Raw genomic sequence first — 15,957 nt, 5'->3', positions numbered from 1 at the left:
AGGAAGTGCAGGCCAAAATTAAATGCCTTACAAGTTCAGGATGGGTGATAGCCACTTGAAGGGCGACACCCCCGGACGCCGGAAACACCCCATCTATATAACGCGCAGATACAGATTCTACGAAACAAAAATGTAGTTGACAAAACTGAAACGAGTTTTGGTATACGTTCCATAAAATTTACGCCTGAAAATGGGTTTCAGCTTAATGGTAAAACAACAAAACTGAACGGCGGATGTGTACACCATGACAACGGCTGCCTGGGTGGTGCCGCTTTTGATCGGGCAGAGGAGCGCAAGGTTGAGTTACTTAAAGCAGCGGGATTCAACGCGGTAAGAACTTCTCATGCCCCACCTTCTGAAGCTTTTTTAAATGCTTGCGACAGATTAGGCTTGTTGGTGGTTGACGAATCGTTTGATTGTTGGAAGGTTGGTAAAAACAAACAGGATTATGCCCAATATTTTGACCAATGGTGGAAATGCGATTTAAATGCGATGGTTTTGAGGGATCGCAACCATCCCTCAATTATGATGTGGAGTATTGGTAATGAAATAGTAGAGAGAGGCACTCCGGGGGCTGTAGAAACAGCCAAAATGCTTGTAGGTGCCATAAAAAAAATAGATACAGTGCGGCCGGTAACATCGGCGGTTGTGGAAAAAGGCAAAGATTGGGCAATTATGGATTCGCTTATGGCAGTTCATGATGTAGCCGGTTATAATTACCATTTATGGAATGCTGCCGCCGATCATCAGCGGGTTCCTTCAAGGATAATCGTTCAAACAGAATCGTATCCCAAGGATGCTTTTGCAAATTGGAAGCTGGTAACCAATAACAATTATGTTATTGGAGATTCTGTTTGGACGGCTATGGATTATCTTGGGGAATCAGGAATAGGCCGTTGGTATTATTCGGGCGATGTGCCCGGTGAACACTGGGAACATGATTTTTTTCCCTGGCATGGTGCCTATTGTGGCGACATTGATTTGATAGGGTGGAGAAAACCTATTTCGCATTATCGTAACCTTTTATACAATAACACTGAGAAGCTTTACATGGCAGTTCGCGAACCTGATCCGGATCCGCTTGAGATTAAGACTACATGGTGGGCAGTGTGGCCCACCTGGGAAAGCTGGACCTGGCCTGAATATGTGGGAAAACCAATTAATGTGGAAGTTTATTCAAAGTATCCCAGTGTACGTCTTTACTTAAACGACAAACTCATTGGTGAAAAGCCGACGACTGAAGAACAGGAACATAAAGCTGAGTTTACGGTGCCTTATTCACCCGGCCATTTGAAGGCAATTGGCGTAGATAAGGGTAAAGAAATGGAATCAACCGTGTTGCAAACTTCCGGCGATGCTTCAAAGGTCAAACTAACTGCTGATAGAAAAGAGATAATGGCTAACGGACAGGACTTGTGTTTTGTTACAGTGGAGCTAACCGACAAGGATGATATTCTGCAGCCCAATGCGGCCAATCGTCTGCTTTTCAAAATTGAGGGGCCCGGCACAATTGCAGGGGTAGCCAATGGGGATATGAAAGACACAGATACGTATGTTGGAGATACAAGAAAAGCATGGCACGGACGTGCGCAGGTTGTAATCAGAAGTACGCACCATGCCGGTGATATTAAGTTGACGGTTAATTCATCTGGTTTATCGGAGGCTATCTTCAATATCAAAGCATTAAAATGGTAATATAATTCATTATGAAGATGAAAATATTAAGTGTTATTTATGTTTTGTTCTGCCAATCAATAATGGTGCAGGAAAAATTTCCTTTACTCATAAGTGTTGGGTACCTAAATGGATATTCCCGAGCCTTTGATCAATGCGTTCCGGCGAAGTGTTCGGGACTTTCTCTTACACTGTGACCACGTTATCTTCCTGAGTTATATATTTGGAATTTGATATTCCCAACATACCTCGCTGGTCTAACGGGAAGGGAACAGCATGGTCAAGCATGCCGGAATTTTCTGATCTTGCTGAGGTAAAAGCAGATCTCACCAAATGGATGTTCATTTTCATTGTCGGGCAAACAGCCGTCCCCGATATTTTGCTAGTCGGCATTGTTAAACTTTTACATAAGATAACAGCCACTCGTAGAGCGGCATTTTTTATACTATAGGGGCGTCCTACCTGGACGTTCCGAAGGCCTTGATCAGGTGGTTCTGTGCCATTTAGAGCTGCGCTTTGTGTTTATCGCTTTGAAAAGTTGCGATTATTGATCAATGATTTAATATGGTCAAAGTGTTGCAGAACTATTGGTCCCCGATTCCAGAACCTGGATGATCAAGGCCTCCGGAATATTCACAGTAGATCGCTTCGCTCATTTGCTCCATTACATTCCGTTCATTCCCTCAGCCATTTTTTCCGCTTCAGGCAAAAGCCTGCCTGCCGTATCCCCGCCCCGCTGCCTGATATCCATGATCCGGCAGACAGGCACTTGCTTTTTTGTAAAGACAACATTACAGGAAGACCTTCATTTTTTTCAAAAGAAGGAAAAAAAGGCAGCCAAGTTGTGCCTTTAGTGCGGCGATTGCTGCAACAACAGCAAAAAGCTTCCGGCATAATGGCGCCTGTTATTTTTTTTGGCGCGCCACCCTGCGGGACTTATTCCTTTTCCTTTTTGCCTCTGCCAGGCACCTTGTATCGCTTTCTTTTTTTCCTTTTTCTTTTAAAAAAAGCTTTTAAGGGAAAGGGTTGAAAGAGAAAAGAATAAACAGATTTTTTAACACTTAATTTTTTAATCATGCAAAACGCAGAAAAAAATGCAAAGGAAGTACAAGTTGCTGCTGCCGGTGCCAAAGGAACAAATCCCGCAAAAACTGAAAACCGCCCGAATATTCCGGGCAAAGCCAAAAATGATGAACCCCTTAAAAATCAAAACCCTGGCACTGCGCAGGAAGCTGCGAAAGCCGATGGTGCCGAAGTTAAGACCGTTCAGCCCGCTGCCGGCGATAACCAACCCCTTAACAATTCAGCCACAACCGAGAAACAGGAACTGAACGGCCCGGAGCCAAAAGCAGAAGTGAAATACATCAAACCGGTGATGAACTTGGAACAAACTATTAAAACCGTCAACGACCTGCACCGCAGGAGTATTCAGCGATTGGCCCTGATTGCCCGCATCAAATTACTCGAAGATTTTGAGGTGAAACTGGTGGAAGAAAATGACGAACTGGAAAGCAACCCTTATCAGGGCTGCAAACTGATCATTAAAGATGACAAGGGCAGGGATTTTACCACCAATACACCCGGCCTTATCCGCATGGTGGCGCAATTCATTTTTGATGCCTGCCATGAGAAACTGGCGGAGATCGAAGCCAATATCGTGCTTCCAAATGCTTAAAGGCGGATGCTCCCGGCTGTTGCCGGGAGTATTTTTTACGGTTTACCAAAAACAGGAATTAAGATGTACGAGCAATTTATCGAACTGACCGACCAAATATTTTGGGACGGCTACGCTGCAAAACTGGCTGCGGAAGACCCGGCCAAATTCAGATTTGAATTCAACGAGTTCTTAAATACTTACGAAAATGATGACAGACAAAATGTTTTTACTGGTGAAAATTACGATTAGCACCGGGCACCGGGACATACACCATGCCATAGCGGAACTGCAGGCCAACACCCGACTGTCTATTAGCAGTGTGCTATTTATGCATTTGGTAGATGACCGCTTTTGATAAAATGTCGTTCGCCCGTTTTAAAGCTTTCTCAAACGTATCACCGGTATTGCCTTTCCCTATTTGAAATAACAAACGCGCTCTTTTTAACTCAGCCATTACCTGTTCACTATTCACCTCGGAAAGGATGAGTTTTGTTCCTTTCTTTTTTATTTCCTGGTGAACATCCCGCAATACCCTGATACCGGTTGCATCAATAACAGGTACGTTCCGCATCCGGATGATCAATACCCTAGCGGGCTTCTCCAGTACTTTCATCGCGTCTTTAAATTTATAGGCCGCGCCAAAAAACAGAGGACCGTTGATCTCAAATACATCAACCCCGGCTGGAATGACTTCCGGGTTAAGTTCCAGGTCAGTTAGCTGATCTGCTGAAAAGACAGCTTGCTGTACAGAACTTGTTTGCATCATTTTGCGCATAAACAGGAAGGCAGCCAGGATCATTCCGATTTCAATAGCTACGGTCAGGTCCACTAGTACAGTTAGCCCGAAGGTGGTCAGTAAAACGGCGGCATCACTTTTAGAGCCTTTAAATACAGCTATAAAATTTCCCAGCTCGCTCATATTCCAGGCGACCACGATCAATATCCCTGCGAGTGTCGCCATCGGGATCAGCGCAGCCCATTTGCCTACAAAAAGCATGATCAGGAGCAGGGTGACAGCGTGGATAATCCCAGCAATGGGTGTTCGCCCACCGTTTTTAACGTTAGTGGCTGTTCTTGCAATCGCACCGGTTGCGGGGATGCCTCCAAAAATAGAAGAACAGATATTCGCCAGTCCCTGAGCGATCAGTTCTGTATTAGACCGGTGGGTCCCGCCGGTCATGCCATCCGCGACAACCGCTGATAATAAAGACTCAATACTGCCCAGCAATGCGATGGTAAAAGCAGGCCGGATCAATTGCTGAATGGTCGCCATACTGACGCCGGGAATTACCGGGTGTGGTAAAGCAGAAGGGATAGCCCCGAAACGACTGCCAATGGTTTCTACAGGAAGATGAAAGAACCAAACTACCCATGTGCTGATCACAATAGCGATCAGTGAGCCCGGGATCTTATGGGTTACTTTGGGCCACAGCAAAACGACCAACAAGGTAAAAACCCCGATAAACAGGGCATATAGATTTACAGAAGACAGGTGCTGTCCATAATCCTGCCACTTGCTGATAAAATCAGCTGGAACACTTCCCATTTTCAGCCCCAAAAAATCTTTGATCTCGGAGGAAAAAATGATGACAGCGATCCCGGTGGTAAAACCAATGATCAGGGGATAGGGAATGTATTTGATAGTATTGCCTAATTTGGCCACACCCATGATGATCAGTAGTATCCCGGCTATAAAGGTGGCGATAACTAAACCGCTGACACCGAACTGCTGGACGATTCCATAAACAATGACGATAAAGGCGCCAGTCGGGCCACCGATCTGTACCCGGCTGCCTCCTAATGCCGAGATGACCAGCCCGGCAATAATAGCGGTAAAAATTCCTTTTTCAGGTGATACACCAGAAGCTATGGCAAAAGCTATAGCTAAAGGTAAGGCCACGATACCTACAATTACACCGGCAACAACATCTTTATAAAATTGCGCCAGGGTGTAATTCTTAAGGGTGTCGATCAGCTTTGGTCTGAACAAATTCGTCATGCTGTTCATTATTTAAACCATTTATATTTATTTCCGTCAACCGGCGTATCCGTGTCCAGTTCGGGATGATAATGCACCTTTGGTGACAGCCAGTAAAGCAATATCACACGGGAGTAACGGAAATTCAGCGGTGAAAGAATGAACAAACCGCCCAGGATGGTGGCAAGATATAGCCAGGGTGAGTCGTTATTTCCGGTGATCAGAAAGGTAGCTACCCATAAAAATCCTCCCTCTGCAACATTCATAGCATAGCTCACATACATCGCCGCGTAGAAATAACCCGGTTCAATTTCAAAAACCATCTGGCAATGCGGGCAATTCAGGTTGATCCTGTTGGAACCCAGGCTGTACGTTGCCCCCTCAAACATATTTCCCCGACGACAGCGCGGGCATTTGGCGTGCAGCATAGCCCATGATTTTGACGTTCTTTCCATGATTTATTTTATCAATGCGGTGCTTCTTTTATAAACCAATGAATTACTATACCGATCCTGGAACTCATTCCTTGATCCACATTTTCAGGAACCGACTATAGGAATTACTGACCAACTGATAACTTGGCGGAACCTGGCTATCAGTGCCATGGAATGTTACCAGCCTTGTTTCCGCGGGCTTTTTATCCAGCATTTCGTAAACAAACCGGCTATAGCGATCATAAAGTTCAAATGAAGTTTTTACCGCATAATCGATCCGGCTGTCGGGTTCGATATTTTCGTAAAAAGGGTTATAAAAATAAAAGTGATCGTAATCGTCAAAGTCCAGTTCAGTCAGGTTGCCGTGAATGAAATTTACATTGGGCAAATCAATTTCCTCCCTGGCTATTTCTGCGAAAGTAAATAGTTCGCTCCGTTGTTCAATACCGTAAAACGTCGTTTCCGGATGGAAAAAACCAGCTACCAGACAGAACTTTCCGACACCGCTCCCGATGTCCAATACTTTGGCATTTGGAATGGCCAGGAATTCGCCCGCTTTTTTTGCGATGTTAACGGAGGTCCAGTGCATAGGTGATAATGCCTGGATATGTTCGGGATACAGATCGTCAAAAACATGGTCTTTACGAAAAAGGGATGAACTTAACGTATCATGAAGCATATTGCTGTCTTTTCTATCGGTTTCAAAACTCCTGAAGGGTGCAGTTAAAATCTGAATACATTCATTTGGACTATTCTTTGATCCACATTTTTAGCAAAGTATCATAGGAAACATCTGCCAGCCTGTAATCCGGAGGGATCTCCTGTTCTAAACTATGAAAAGTGACCAGGCGTGTTCCGGATGGTTTTGCGCTCAGCGCCATATAAAGGTATTGGGTATAGTAGTTATATAGGCTCTCTGATAATTCGATCGTATCATCAATTTTATTGATTTGATCAATATTCTCGAAGAATGAATTATAAAAATAGAAGTGATCAAACTCTTTAAAATTAATCTGGGTGACATTCCCGTAAATGAAATTCACATTGGGCAGATCCGTATATCTTTTGATGTTCTCTGCCAAATGATGTAATTCATATCTTTGCTCCACTCCATAAAAAAAAGTTTTTGGGAAATGATAACCCGCAGTTAAGCAGAACTTACCGGCGCCACTACCAATATCAAGCACCCTGGTGTTGGGTAAAGACAGGAACTCAGCGGCCTTTTGGGCAATAGGCAACAACGTGAAATGTTTGAGGGATAGCAATTGAAATTGTTTTGGGTATAGCCAATCAAATTCCGTGTCATCGCTGAATAAGAGTTCATTGATCAGTTTTTTTTCTGGAGATCGGGTTATTTCTGGTTTGGTCTGATCCTGGGGATCGAGTGGCAGAGGCGAAAACTGATCATCTTTCATCGTATACAAATTTAGACATATAGCAGCGGCAATGGCATGGTATGACATCAGCGTGCTGGCTGATATTTATCAGTTTTTGCCGATAAATAGGAGCGTTATATTTTCCCGGTGAGTTATGCGTTTGACGTATACAGCGTGCGGTAGCTTATCAAATAGGCTTTAATAAATTCGTATCTTTGTAACATGAGCCTATCTGGAATTTTTCCGATTGACAAATGGGAATTCACAACACAGTCTGTTTTGAATACCCTCTCAGAAGAAGATTACAACTTTTTGATCTCCCGGCAGGGAGCGCAGAAATATCAAAAAGGGGAAATTATTTTCAAGGAAGGTGTTGTGCCTTCCGGTATTTATTTTATCCACCAGGGGAAAATAAAAAAATATAAAGTTGACAGGAGTGGCAGGGAGCAGATCATCTACGTAGCCAACAAAGGCGAGCTGATCGGGTACCATGCGGTCTTAGCGGAAGAACGTTGTCCTGATTCTGCCGCCACATTGGAAGATAGCCTGGTTAGTTTTATTCCTAAAGAAGATTTTTTAACTATTCTGGATAAATCGCCGCTTTTTGCCCGGCGCTTATTGAAAACATTGAGCCATGAGTTTAGTGTGCTGGCCAATGGTATTTCCGTGATTTCGCAAAGAACCGCGACGGAACGGCTTGCCATCGCACTGATCGTGTTGAGGGAAAAGTTTAAGGATAAAGGATCCGGTGAACAAGAGATTATTTTGAATATCTCCAGGATGGATCTGGCCAGCTTGGCCGGGATCGCCCAGGAAAATGTGATTCGCCTGTTAAAGGAATTTAAGGAAGAAGACATTTTGGAAACGGATGGCCGAAAAATATGGATCAAAGATATTAAGCGCCTAGTTAAAAAATCAAACTACGGGTGAAGGCCGATTTCTTAATTCGCTTTCATGAAAGCGATAATTGCTAAATGATGGCCTCAGCCATGGGGCAATATGATTATCAACAAACAGGCTGGTAATCAATATGGACTATCAATGATTGGTGATTAAGCTTTTACTTTTAGCATACTGGCATTAATAGCCACGACAACCGTGCTGACCGTCATTAAGACCGCACCTGCAGCCGGACTTAATATGATGCCCTGGTTAAACAGCACGCCGGCGGCCAATGGCAACACGATAACATTGTAACCTGTTGCCCATGCCAGGTTTTGAACCATCTTTCTGTAAGTTGCTTTACCGAATAAGATCAGGCTGACAATATCCTTTGGATTGCTGTTTACCAAAACTATTCCTGCGGTCGCTGCCGCTATATCACTCCCCGAACCTACAGCTATGCCAATATCTGCCTGGGCCAATGCAGGAGCATCATTAACGCCATCGCCTGTCATGGCTACAAACTCGCCTTTGCTTTGCAGTTCTTTGATTTTTTCCAGTTTCTGATGCGGCAATACCTCGGCAATAAAGCTGTCCATGCCTAACGTTTTGCTGACACTTGCCGCTACTTTACTGTTATCCCCGGTAAGCAATATGGATTTGATATTTTCATCTTTGAGGATTCTAATAGCTTCTGCCGACTCTGGCCTGACCTCATCTGATAGTGCGATGTACCCTGCCAATTCTTTATCAATCAGCACAAAAACCACTGTTTCCGTATCATTAGCCGTAAAGCCATCAGGAACAGTTAACTTGTTTTCCTTTAAATAACCGGGGCTGACAACCCCTATTTGTTTACCTTCTACAGTAGCTTCAACACCCTGGCCGGTAATCGCCTTAAAGTTTTCCGCCTTTGGAATGGTAATCTTCAAATCCTTAACTTTTTGCAGGATACCGGTGGCAATCGGGTGCTCTGATTTTTGTTCCAATGCAGAAGCGAGGCGAATGAGTTCATTTTCATCGAAGTCCTTATCTAAGGCGATTACTTTTGATACTTCAAACTTCCCAATGGTGAGTGTGCCGGTCTTATCAAATACAATCGTGGTAATTCTTCTTGCGTTCTCAAACGCGGTCCTGTTCTTGATGAGTAAACCATGTTTTGCAGATAAGGCGGTTGATTTGGCAACTACCAATGGTACGGCCAGCCCTAGGGCATGAGGGCAGCAGATTACAATAACGGTCACCATCCTTTCCATCGCAAAAGCTAAGGTTTGCCCTGTTAAATACCAATACAGAAAGGTAGCGATACCTGTAACCAAGGCGATCACAGTAAGCCATCGGGCAGCAGTATCTGCCAGCAACTGGGTTTGTGATTTCGATTTTTGCGCATCATCAACCAGCTTAACCACCTGCGAGAGATAGGAATCTTTGGTTGCATGGGATACCGTAACTTTGAAAGACCCATTACCATTGATAGATCCTGCGATCACTTTATCACCTTTGATCTTTTGTACGGGTTTAGACTCCCCGGTCAGCATGGATTCATTCAGGTAGCTTTCACCCTCCAGTATGATCCCGTCTGCCGCAACCTTTTCACCGGGTTTCACCAGGATAACATCATTCTGTTTTAGTGTATTGGTCTTTACGTCATGTACCATATCCTTCATAACCATGTGCGCATCTGATGGCATCAACTGTACAAGCAATTCCAGTTCATTTGATGCACCCATTACCGACTTCATTTCTATCCAATGGCCTAAGAGCATGATGAGGATCAGCGTGGCCAGTTCCCAAAAGAAATCCATCCCCTTTAAACCAAAAACAATGGCTACACTATAACTGTAAGCCACGGTGATGGCAAAGCCGATCAGAAACATCATGCCGGGGTTCTTCGATTTTACTTCATCTGCCAATCCCATCAAAAACGGCCAGCCGCCGTACACAAACACAAGGGAAGCTAATGCAAAAAGCACGTAAGGAGATCCTGTGAAGCTGAAATCTACATGCAGCCATTGCTGAATCTGCATAGACAACAGCATGATCGGGACAGTAAGCAATAACACTACATAAAACCGCTTTTTAAAATCAGCGATCATCATGGCATGGTGGTCATATTCAGACATGCCATGATGCGGATCATGACCGTGCTGCATTTTGCTATGGTCCATATGCTCCATTTTCATTTCATCTGCCTGGTGAGTGTGTTTCATTTTGGATTGGTAATTTCCCGTTAAGATTGGTTTACTATAAAAGTACGCATCTGTTTAACAACCAGCTCGTTATTTAGATTAATATAGCCGGATATTAATAAAAAGGCCGGGGATCTGTTAGAAAACCCAGCCGAGTGCCTTGATGGAACTAATTGTTAGGCCTTTGCCTTTTTTGCTTCGTCCTTTTTCTTTTGCTGTTCCAGGAAATAACAATGTGCAGCGCAGGCATGCAACTTATAATTCAGGTGCGCCGTACCAAAATTATGCCCTTTTGGGTCTAAAATGGCGCATTTTTCTTTATCCAGATCTTTCGTGTTAAGAATGTTCTCTCCATTGATATTGTAATAGGCCCCATTTTTCTTGGCCATACCCAATTTTTTACCATTCGCGTCGATCACATTACCGGCCCCGTCAATAAAATAAAGTTTTTGACCTTTGTTGTCACGGACGATATTGTCTTTATCAATATACCCCAGCGGTGTGCCGCCATGATTGTGTATACCACCTTTGGCATTAATGTAGACTTTAAATGTTGTGTCTTTAGGAGTTTGGGCATTAACTGTAACCGCCGTGATCATAGTTAATATAAATAAAAGGGAGTTAATTTTTTTCATGATTTTGATTTTTGCATGCTGTAAAACTCCTTTATTTTAATCGCTACAAAAATGACAGTCAACAACTTAATACATGATTAGAATCACCTTCTAAATTACGGCATTAGGGCCGTTATACTACTACGTCAAAGTCAGTCCTCCGAGTCACTGTCCTCTGTTCATTCAGCCCCAGGCCGGTGTCATCACTCCAGATACTATCACCGTACCAACTAATTAATAAAAATATTAAGGGACAAAAAAGCCCCACTCGCTGAAGGGGGGTAAATCATAATTTTTATAACAGATTATTATTTAGCAAATTATGTGGACAAATAAAATGTTATTCTTTAATTGGTATCCTCATTCAGCCAGTGAAATTGCCTTTCAGCAAGTTGGAAATGCCGGTCTGTGCGTTTTAGCTCAACATGTAAACTATCCTTACCTTTTAGTTCGTCAAGTATAATGGTGTTGCTATCAGGAATGGCATATTTAAATTCAAGAAAATATTCGGGTGTGTTGGCATACTTTTTAAACCCGAGCACGTGTTTTGCGCTATCAAGGCCATAGGAAAAATAGGCACGCGTCCCTGTCATCGCCGGATAATGGCCAGCCATGGTGAAAAAACAGTGGTTGTCCTGTTCCCCAGTCCTTATAATAATAAATTTCGGTTCCGTCTTTTACTGTGATTGTGCTCATTGTTTTTTAATTTAAAGGTGATGAATTTTGAATAGTTTGTTTATGTTGTTGATACAAATCTGTTACTTTTTTCTGCGGCTCAACTTGACCTATATGAAGAAATAGATACGCCCATAAAAAAGATTTCTGAACGACTCTCCCTTTTGGTGGGTAGGAAAGTGTTTTTTGGCACGATAACGGTTGGAATGTTAACAGAACTTTATGTTTCACCTATTACAATTCTTGATCCGGGCCTTGTGTATACACCAAATACCAGGTTAGATACTTTTCATTAATATTGATTGACGACCTTTCAATTCATGACTATTATCACCTTTGAGAAACACTTTTAGTGTACCTTTATTGAAAACAATAAAGCTGAATGAACCTAAAGCCGATTACTAAACGACCTAAAAACAAATTAATCCGTTTTCTGAGGGTTTTAGGACCTGGTTTAACAACAGGTGCAGCTGATGATGATCCGTCAGGTATTGCTACCTATTCGCAAACGGGCGCACAATTTGGTTATGGACAATTATGGACCGCCTTGTATATGCTGCCGTTTATGATCGCAGTTCAGGAAGCCTGTGCACGTATAGGGATGGTAACAGGCAGGGGCATTGCCTCAGTAGTTAAGCTACATTATAATAAAACGGTATTGTACGGAGTTGTGACTTTGGTGCTTGTTGCCAACGTGATCAATATCGGCGCCGATATCGGTGCTATGGCATCGGCAGCACAGCTGCTAGTGCCGATCCCTTTTGTGATACTGACCTTATTTTTTACGATTATTATCCTTTTATTAGAGATATTTACCAATTACCATACGTATTCCAGGATATTAAAATGGCTCGCACTGGCCTTATTGGCCTATCCTATAACCCTGTTCATTATACACCAGCCCTGGGCTACGGTGATGAAGGCAACATTTATTCCTCATTTTGAATTTACATTTAGTTTTCTCTTCATCATTACGGGTGTTTTGGGGACGACCATATCACCTTATATGTTCTTTTGGGAAGCGTCGCAGGAAGTGGAGGAGGAAAAGGAGCACAACAAGCTGATCGATGGAAAGCCGGTGATCAGCAAGGCTGCCATCAGGAATATGCGCATTGATAACAGTTCAGGGATGTTGTTTTCTGAATTCGCCACCTGGAGCATTATTGTTGTTGGTGCAACCGTCCTGCATCAAAGTGGTATCACTGATGTAAAAACAGCCGCTGATGCCGCGAAGGCGCTTGAGCCACTGGTGCATAGCTTTCCCCATGCCGGATTCCTGGCTAAACTGATTTTCTCTGTCGGCATCATTGGTTTGGGCTTGCTGGCGGTGCCTGTTTTGTCGGGCTCAGCGGCTTATGCTGTTTGTGAGGCTTTTGCCTGGGATTCAGGTTTGAATCTTAAATGGAATCGTGCCAAAGCTTTTTATCTGGTCATTTGTGTAGCTACGCTCATCGGCCTGCTGATCAATTTTATTGGGATCGACCCGGTGAAGGCATTGGTTTATGCCGCGGTATTAAATGGGGTTGCCGCTGTCCCCTTGTTATTTCTAATAGTCAGGATATCCGGCAATAAAAGTATCATGGGTGACTATAAAAACGGCCGGTTATCCAACACACTGCTTTGGCTTACTTTTTTGGCCATGGGGGCGGCAGCTATCGCGATGTTTTATACGATATTTAAATAGCCCTGTAATCTGTGTATCAAAATTGCTTTCTCGGACGTTTCTTTTTCAGAGGAGTACCCGGCCTTTCCTCTTTGATGTAACGCGGGATCCAGCAGATGCTGATTTATTGTTTTCGCTGTCTGGATTCACTTTTTCAAGGGTTTGACCAGGATCAGCAAAAAGAATGATGGCGGTCATGGCAGCGGAATGCCATAAGCTGTTCTTTTGGGCAATAAATATTAATAAACTTTTAAATTTTTATTGTGATGAAAACAGATCTTCAAATTCAACAAGATGTAATGGATGAAATTACCTGGCTCCCTTTTTTACATGCCGCTGAAATCGGCGTGGCCGTAAAAAATGGTGTTGTGACACTGTCAGGGCAAGTGGATACCTACAGTAAAAAAATCGCCGCGGAAAATGCGGCAAAAAAAATCAGTGGTGTAAAAGCTGTCGCCGAAGATATCCAGGTGGGTGTATCGCCTGTCTATCGTAAAACAGATGCGGAAATCGCGGAAGCGGTATTAAACGCCCTGAAATGGAATACAGCGGTACAGGAAGAGAAGGTAAAGATCAAAGTTGAAAATGGTATTGTTACCCTGCAGGGAGAGGTAGAATGGGCCTTTCAGCGCAACAATGCCAAAACGGCCATTCAGAACCTGACCGGGGTACGTTCCATTGTTAACCTGATTGAAATTAAGCCAAAAGTTTCCGCGTTTGAATTGGAACAAAAGATCGGCGCCGCTTTTCGCCGCAATGCGAATATCGATGCCGGAAGGATTAACGTAACAGTCGATGGCAGCAAGGTAATACTCACCGGCCGGGTAAGTACACTGACTGAAAAAGATGAAGCTGAAAATGCCGTATGGGCCGCTCCGGGGGTTTACAGTGTGGAAAGCAAGCTAACAGTGGAGGAGCCTGAAGGCATCTTAATGTAAGTGATTGGAAGTGTCGGTTTTTTCAGGGACTGTCTCCAAAAGATAGTCCCCGTTTTCGTTTAATAGATTTGAATCCTGTCTATGTACACTCTTTAATATGTTAAACCCAGGCTTTCAATAATTCCTTTTGTTTCAAAACGGCATCATAGCCGGCTTTAAAAAGCTGATCAGCATGCTTCATTTCGAACATTTGATGGCCCTGTAGTTCAGGTTCCAGAAAAATGTCACATTGGAGGGCATGAGCTGCCACTGTATTGGCCACGGCCAGGTGAAAGCTTTTTTCCAGCACCTGGAATCTTCCCAATTGTTCCGGATGGTCATGGTAAAGTTTATTTACATGACTGCCAAGTAGCTTACGGCATTTGTTTCTGATACAATCCACAGGCAGATTGTCCCGGACCCCACCATCAACCAGGTAATGCCGGCCAAATTTAACCGGCGTGAACAAACCCGGTATAGATGACGAGCCGATAAGAACCGGATGCAATTGTCCTTCAGAAAAGGTAACCGATTCACCGCTCCCGATATCTGTCGGCGTTACATATAAAGGGATTCGTAAATGACCAAAGCTATCGTGCGGAATAGTTTCCTTTAATAATTTACCCAGACCGACAGGGGAGAAAAGCCCGGAGGGAGATAAGATCATCCTGACCAGGCTGGCGGAGGTATGCGCTTTAACCAATGCTGAAATATACTCTGGAGAATGCCCTGCCGCATATAAGTGGAAATACCAGTTAAGCTAACTTCATTCGTATCGGTGAGCCCTTATTACCGGTATAATAACCAGCAGGGCACACGCTATTTTGCTCCTTATGGACAACATAAGCCTATGGATACCTATTACACCAGTGATTATGATCTTTCTACCTTACACAGCAATTTTGTTGGGGCCAATATCAGGTTATCCCCTCCAACCGGGGTATTTGGCTGGCAACATTTCAATTCATTGGAGATCAGGGCTGGGCATTATATGCGTTCTACCGGCCTGAATTCAAATATTGTAACCCTGGCCATGAAGTTCAAATAGTATATTCGTTAATAAAACAATAACAAATGCATCACGAACACCACGTAACCAGTTCAGAAACCATAAGGGATATCGTGATCGGTATGTCTGATGGGTTAACAGTTCCGTTTGCTTTAGCGGCAGGTTTAAGTGGCGCTATAAGTTCTTCGGGCATTGTGGTCACAGCAGGCATCGCGGAGATCGTTGCGGGTTCTATAGCCATGGGCTTGGGTGGTTATCTTGCCGGACGGACAGAGGTGGATCATTATCAGTCTGAATTGAAGCGGGAATACGAAGAAGTAGAGCGCCTGCCCGAACAGGAAAAGGCGGAAGTGAGGGAGGTATTTGCAGGCTTTGGTCTTTCAGAAACTTTGCGGCACCAAATTGCCGATGAAATGGCCAAAGACAAAAAACAATGGGTGGAGTTTATGATGCGTTATGAATTGGGTCTGGAAGAACCCAACGCTAATCGGGCGACAAAAAGTGCGATTACTATTGGTGTTTCCTATATAGTCGGGGGTATTATACCCTTGTCGCCATATATTCTTATCAGTCAGGCGCAAGAGGCACTGCTCTATTCCTGTGGACTTACATTGATCTGTCTATTTATTTTCGGTTACTTTAAAAGTAAAATGACAGGACAGCCGGCATTAAGCGGTGCATTTAAGGTAGTGGTAATTGGTGCACTTGCCGCAGGGGCCGCGTTCCTGATGGCTAAGTTGATCACCGGAAAATAATCATTGATAGTCACCCCCGCCGTTGATCATATCAGAAACAATACCCTTATTACTCTTATGCTCGGCTAAAAAAACACCGACAAGATGAACAAAGATAAAGGCAAGTATCAGGTACATACAAAAGCCATGGACTT

The 15,957-nt window shown here is 43.7% G+C and carries 17 protein-coding genes and 1 pseudogene; 10 read left to right on the top strand and 8 right to left on the bottom strand.

Annotation, left to right across the window (positions count from 1 at the left end; all coding sequences use genetic code 11):
- Positions 1–87: 87 nt before the first annotated feature.
- The 5 genes and pseudogenes from FHW89_RS28940 to FHW89_RS04545 all read left to right on the top strand — a co-directional run.
- Positions 88–711: pseudogene (locus FHW89_RS28940) on the top strand (glycoside hydrolase family 2 TIM barrel-domain containing protein); the annotation flags it as partial.
- Positions 688–1,695 (top strand): DUF4982 domain-containing protein, encoded by a 1,008-nt coding sequence (locus FHW89_RS29100; protein WP_371742434.1) that lies wholly within the window; start codon positions 688–690, stop codon positions 1,693–1,695. The pseudogene FHW89_RS28940 and the gene FHW89_RS29100, both read left to right, overlap by 24 nt.
- 475 nt (positions 1,696–2,170) lie before the next feature.
- Positions 2,171–2,704, top strand: coding sequence for a hypothetical protein (locus FHW89_RS04555; protein WP_172333853.1), 534 nt, complete (start codon positions 2,171–2,173; stop codon positions 2,702–2,704).
- 45 nt (positions 2,705–2,749) lie between these two features.
- Positions 2,750–3,349, top strand: a complete 600-nt coding sequence (locus FHW89_RS04550; RefSeq protein WP_172333852.1) for a hypothetical protein — start codon at positions 2,750–2,752, stop codon at positions 3,347–3,349.
- Between the two features lie 63 nt (positions 3,350–3,412).
- Positions 3,413–3,580, top strand: a complete 168-nt coding sequence (locus tag FHW89_RS04545) for a hypothetical protein (RefSeq protein ID WP_172333851.1) — start codon at positions 3,413–3,415, stop codon at positions 3,578–3,580.
- Between the two features lie 73 nt (positions 3,581–3,653).
- Here the strand turns inward: FHW89_RS04545 and FHW89_RS04540 are convergent, their stop codons facing one another.
- The 4 genes from FHW89_RS04540 to FHW89_RS04525 form a co-directional block, all read right to left on the bottom strand.
- Positions 3,654–5,330 carry a SulP family inorganic anion transporter gene (locus FHW89_RS04540; RefSeq protein ID WP_172333850.1) on the bottom strand — a complete coding sequence of 559 codons (1,677 nt, stop codon included), beginning with the start codon at positions 5,328–5,330 and terminating at the stop codon, positions 3,654–3,656.
- Between the two features lie 8 nt (positions 5,331–5,338).
- Positions 5,339–5,764 carry a DUF983 domain-containing protein gene (locus FHW89_RS04535; protein WP_172333849.1) on the bottom strand — a complete coding sequence of 142 codons (426 nt, stop codon included), beginning with the start codon at positions 5,762–5,764 and terminating at the stop codon, positions 5,339–5,341.
- Between the two features lie 64 nt (positions 5,765–5,828).
- Complete coding sequence (locus FHW89_RS04530; RefSeq protein WP_172333848.1) at positions 5,829–6,422, bottom strand: methyltransferase domain-containing protein; 594 nt, start codon at positions 6,420–6,422, stop codon at positions 5,829–5,831.
- Positions 6,423–6,492: 70 nt separating this feature from the next.
- Positions 6,493–7,158 (bottom strand): class I SAM-dependent methyltransferase, encoded by a 666-nt coding sequence (locus tag FHW89_RS04525; RefSeq protein ID WP_172333847.1) that lies wholly within the window; start codon positions 7,156–7,158, stop codon positions 6,493–6,495.
- 183 nt (positions 7,159–7,341) lie between these two features.
- On the opposite strand from FHW89_RS04525, the gene FHW89_RS04520 reads away from it, so the two are divergent.
- Positions 7,342–8,049, top strand: a complete 708-nt coding sequence (locus FHW89_RS04520; RefSeq protein WP_172333846.1) for a Crp/Fnr family transcriptional regulator — start codon at positions 7,342–7,344, stop codon at positions 8,047–8,049.
- A 122-nt stretch (positions 8,050–8,171) separates the two neighbouring features.
- On the opposite strand, the gene FHW89_RS04515 is transcribed toward FHW89_RS04520, so the two are convergent.
- The 3 genes from FHW89_RS04515 to FHW89_RS04505 all read right to left on the bottom strand — a co-directional run bounded on the left by FHW89_RS04515 (position 8,172) and on the right by FHW89_RS04505 (position 11,418).
- The gene (locus tag FHW89_RS04515) at positions 8,172–10,211 is read right to left on the bottom strand and encodes a copper-translocating P-type ATPase (RefSeq protein ID WP_172333845.1); all 2,040 of its coding nucleotides are present in this window, start codon (positions 10,209–10,211) and stop codon (positions 8,172–8,174) included.
- 155 nt (positions 10,212–10,366) lie between these two features.
- On the bottom strand, positions 10,367–10,825 hold the full coding sequence (locus FHW89_RS04510) for a 5-fold beta-flower protein (RefSeq protein WP_172333844.1): 459 nt from the start codon (positions 10,823–10,825) through the stop codon (positions 10,367–10,369).
- A 326-nt stretch (positions 10,826–11,151) separates the two neighbouring features.
- Positions 11,152–11,418 (bottom strand): hypothetical protein, encoded by a 267-nt coding sequence (locus FHW89_RS04505; protein ID WP_172333843.1) that lies wholly within the window; start codon positions 11,416–11,418, stop codon positions 11,152–11,154.
- 443 nt (positions 11,419–11,861) lie between these two features.
- On the opposite strand from FHW89_RS04505, the gene FHW89_RS04500 reads away from it, so the two are divergent.
- Together FHW89_RS04500 and FHW89_RS04495 are read left to right on the top strand one after the other, a co-directional pair.
- Entirely contained in the window at positions 11,862–13,163 is a 1,302-nt protein-coding gene (locus FHW89_RS04500; protein WP_172333842.1) for an NRAMP family divalent metal transporter, read from the top strand.
- A 245-nt stretch (positions 13,164–13,408) separates the two neighbouring features.
- Positions 13,409–14,080: a BON domain-containing protein gene (locus FHW89_RS04495; RefSeq protein WP_172333841.1), complete on the top strand. Its 672-nt coding sequence runs from the start codon at positions 13,409–13,411 to the stop codon at positions 14,078–14,080.
- Positions 14,081–14,180: 100 nt separating this feature from the next.
- Here the strand turns inward: FHW89_RS04495 and FHW89_RS04490 are convergent, their stop codons facing one another.
- Complete coding sequence (locus FHW89_RS04490; RefSeq protein WP_172333840.1) at positions 14,181–14,762, bottom strand: patatin-like phospholipase family protein; 582 nt, start codon at positions 14,760–14,762, stop codon at positions 14,181–14,183.
- A gap of 39 nt (positions 14,763–14,801) precedes the next feature.
- On the opposite strand from FHW89_RS04490, the gene FHW89_RS04485 reads away from it, so the two are divergent.
- Both FHW89_RS04485 and FHW89_RS04480 read left to right on the top strand, forming a co-directional pair.
- Positions 14,802–15,107 carry a hypothetical protein gene (locus FHW89_RS04485; RefSeq protein ID WP_216650486.1) on the top strand — a complete coding sequence of 102 codons (306 nt, stop codon included), beginning with the start codon at positions 14,802–14,804 and terminating at the stop codon, positions 15,105–15,107.
- Between the two features lie 26 nt (positions 15,108–15,133).
- Positions 15,134–15,823, top strand: a complete 690-nt coding sequence (locus FHW89_RS04480; RefSeq protein ID WP_172333839.1) for a VIT1/CCC1 transporter family protein — start codon at positions 15,134–15,136, stop codon at positions 15,821–15,823.
- Positions 15,824–15,957: the final 134 nt, after the last annotated feature.

It is taken from the genome of Mucilaginibacter sp. SG564 (assembly GCF_013149275.1).
In the GTDB taxonomy this organism is placed as follows: domain Bacteria; phylum Bacteroidota; class Bacteroidia; order Sphingobacteriales; family Sphingobacteriaceae; genus Mucilaginibacter.
This window is presented reverse-complemented; position numbering and strand designations above follow the sequence as displayed.

Excerpts from the sequence above, each read along its gene's own strand:
- FHW89_RS29100 (WP_371742434.1), top strand. The coding sequence starts at position 688 with ATGGCAGTTCATGATGTAGCCGGTTATAATTACCATTTATGGAATGCT.
- FHW89_RS04550 (WP_172333852.1), top strand. The coding sequence starts at position 2,750 with ATGCAAAACGCAGAAAAAAATGCAAAGGAAGTACAAGTTGCTGCTGCC.
- FHW89_RS04545 (WP_172333851.1), top strand. The coding sequence starts at position 3,413 with ATGTACGAGCAATTTATCGAACTGACCGACCAAATATTTTGGGACGGC.
- FHW89_RS04540 (WP_172333850.1), bottom strand. The coding sequence starts at position 5,330 with ATGACGAATTTGTTCAGACCAAAGCTGATCGACACCCTTAAGAATTAC.
- FHW89_RS04535 (WP_172333849.1), bottom strand. The coding sequence starts at position 5,764 with ATGGAAAGAACGTCAAAATCATGGGCTATGCTGCACGCCAAATGCCCG.
- FHW89_RS04530 (WP_172333848.1), bottom strand. The coding sequence starts at position 6,422 with ATGCTTCATGATACGTTAAGTTCATCCCTTTTTCGTAAAGACCATGTT.
- FHW89_RS04525 (WP_172333847.1), bottom strand. The coding sequence starts at position 7,158 with ATGAAAGATGATCAGTTTTCGCCTCTGCCACTCGATCCCCAGGATCAG.
- FHW89_RS04520 (WP_172333846.1), top strand. The coding sequence starts at position 7,342 with ATGAGCCTATCTGGAATTTTTCCGATTGACAAATGGGAATTCACAACA.
- FHW89_RS04515 (WP_172333845.1), bottom strand. The coding sequence starts at position 10,211 with ATGAAACACACTCACCAGGCAGATGAAATGAAAATGGAGCATATGGAC.
- FHW89_RS04510 (WP_172333844.1), bottom strand. The coding sequence starts at position 10,825 with ATGAAAAAAATTAACTCCCTTTTATTTATATTAACTATGATCACGGCG.
- FHW89_RS04505 (WP_172333843.1), bottom strand. The coding sequence starts at position 11,418 with ATGGCTGGCCATTATCCGGCGATGACAGGGACGCGTGCCTATTTTTCC.
- FHW89_RS04500 (WP_172333842.1), top strand. The coding sequence starts at position 11,862 with ATGAACCTAAAGCCGATTACTAAACGACCTAAAAACAAATTAATCCGT.
- FHW89_RS04495 (WP_172333841.1), top strand. The coding sequence starts at position 13,409 with ATGAAAACAGATCTTCAAATTCAACAAGATGTAATGGATGAAATTACC.
- FHW89_RS04480 (WP_172333839.1), top strand. The coding sequence starts at position 15,134 with ATGCATCACGAACACCACGTAACCAGTTCAGAAACCATAAGGGATATC.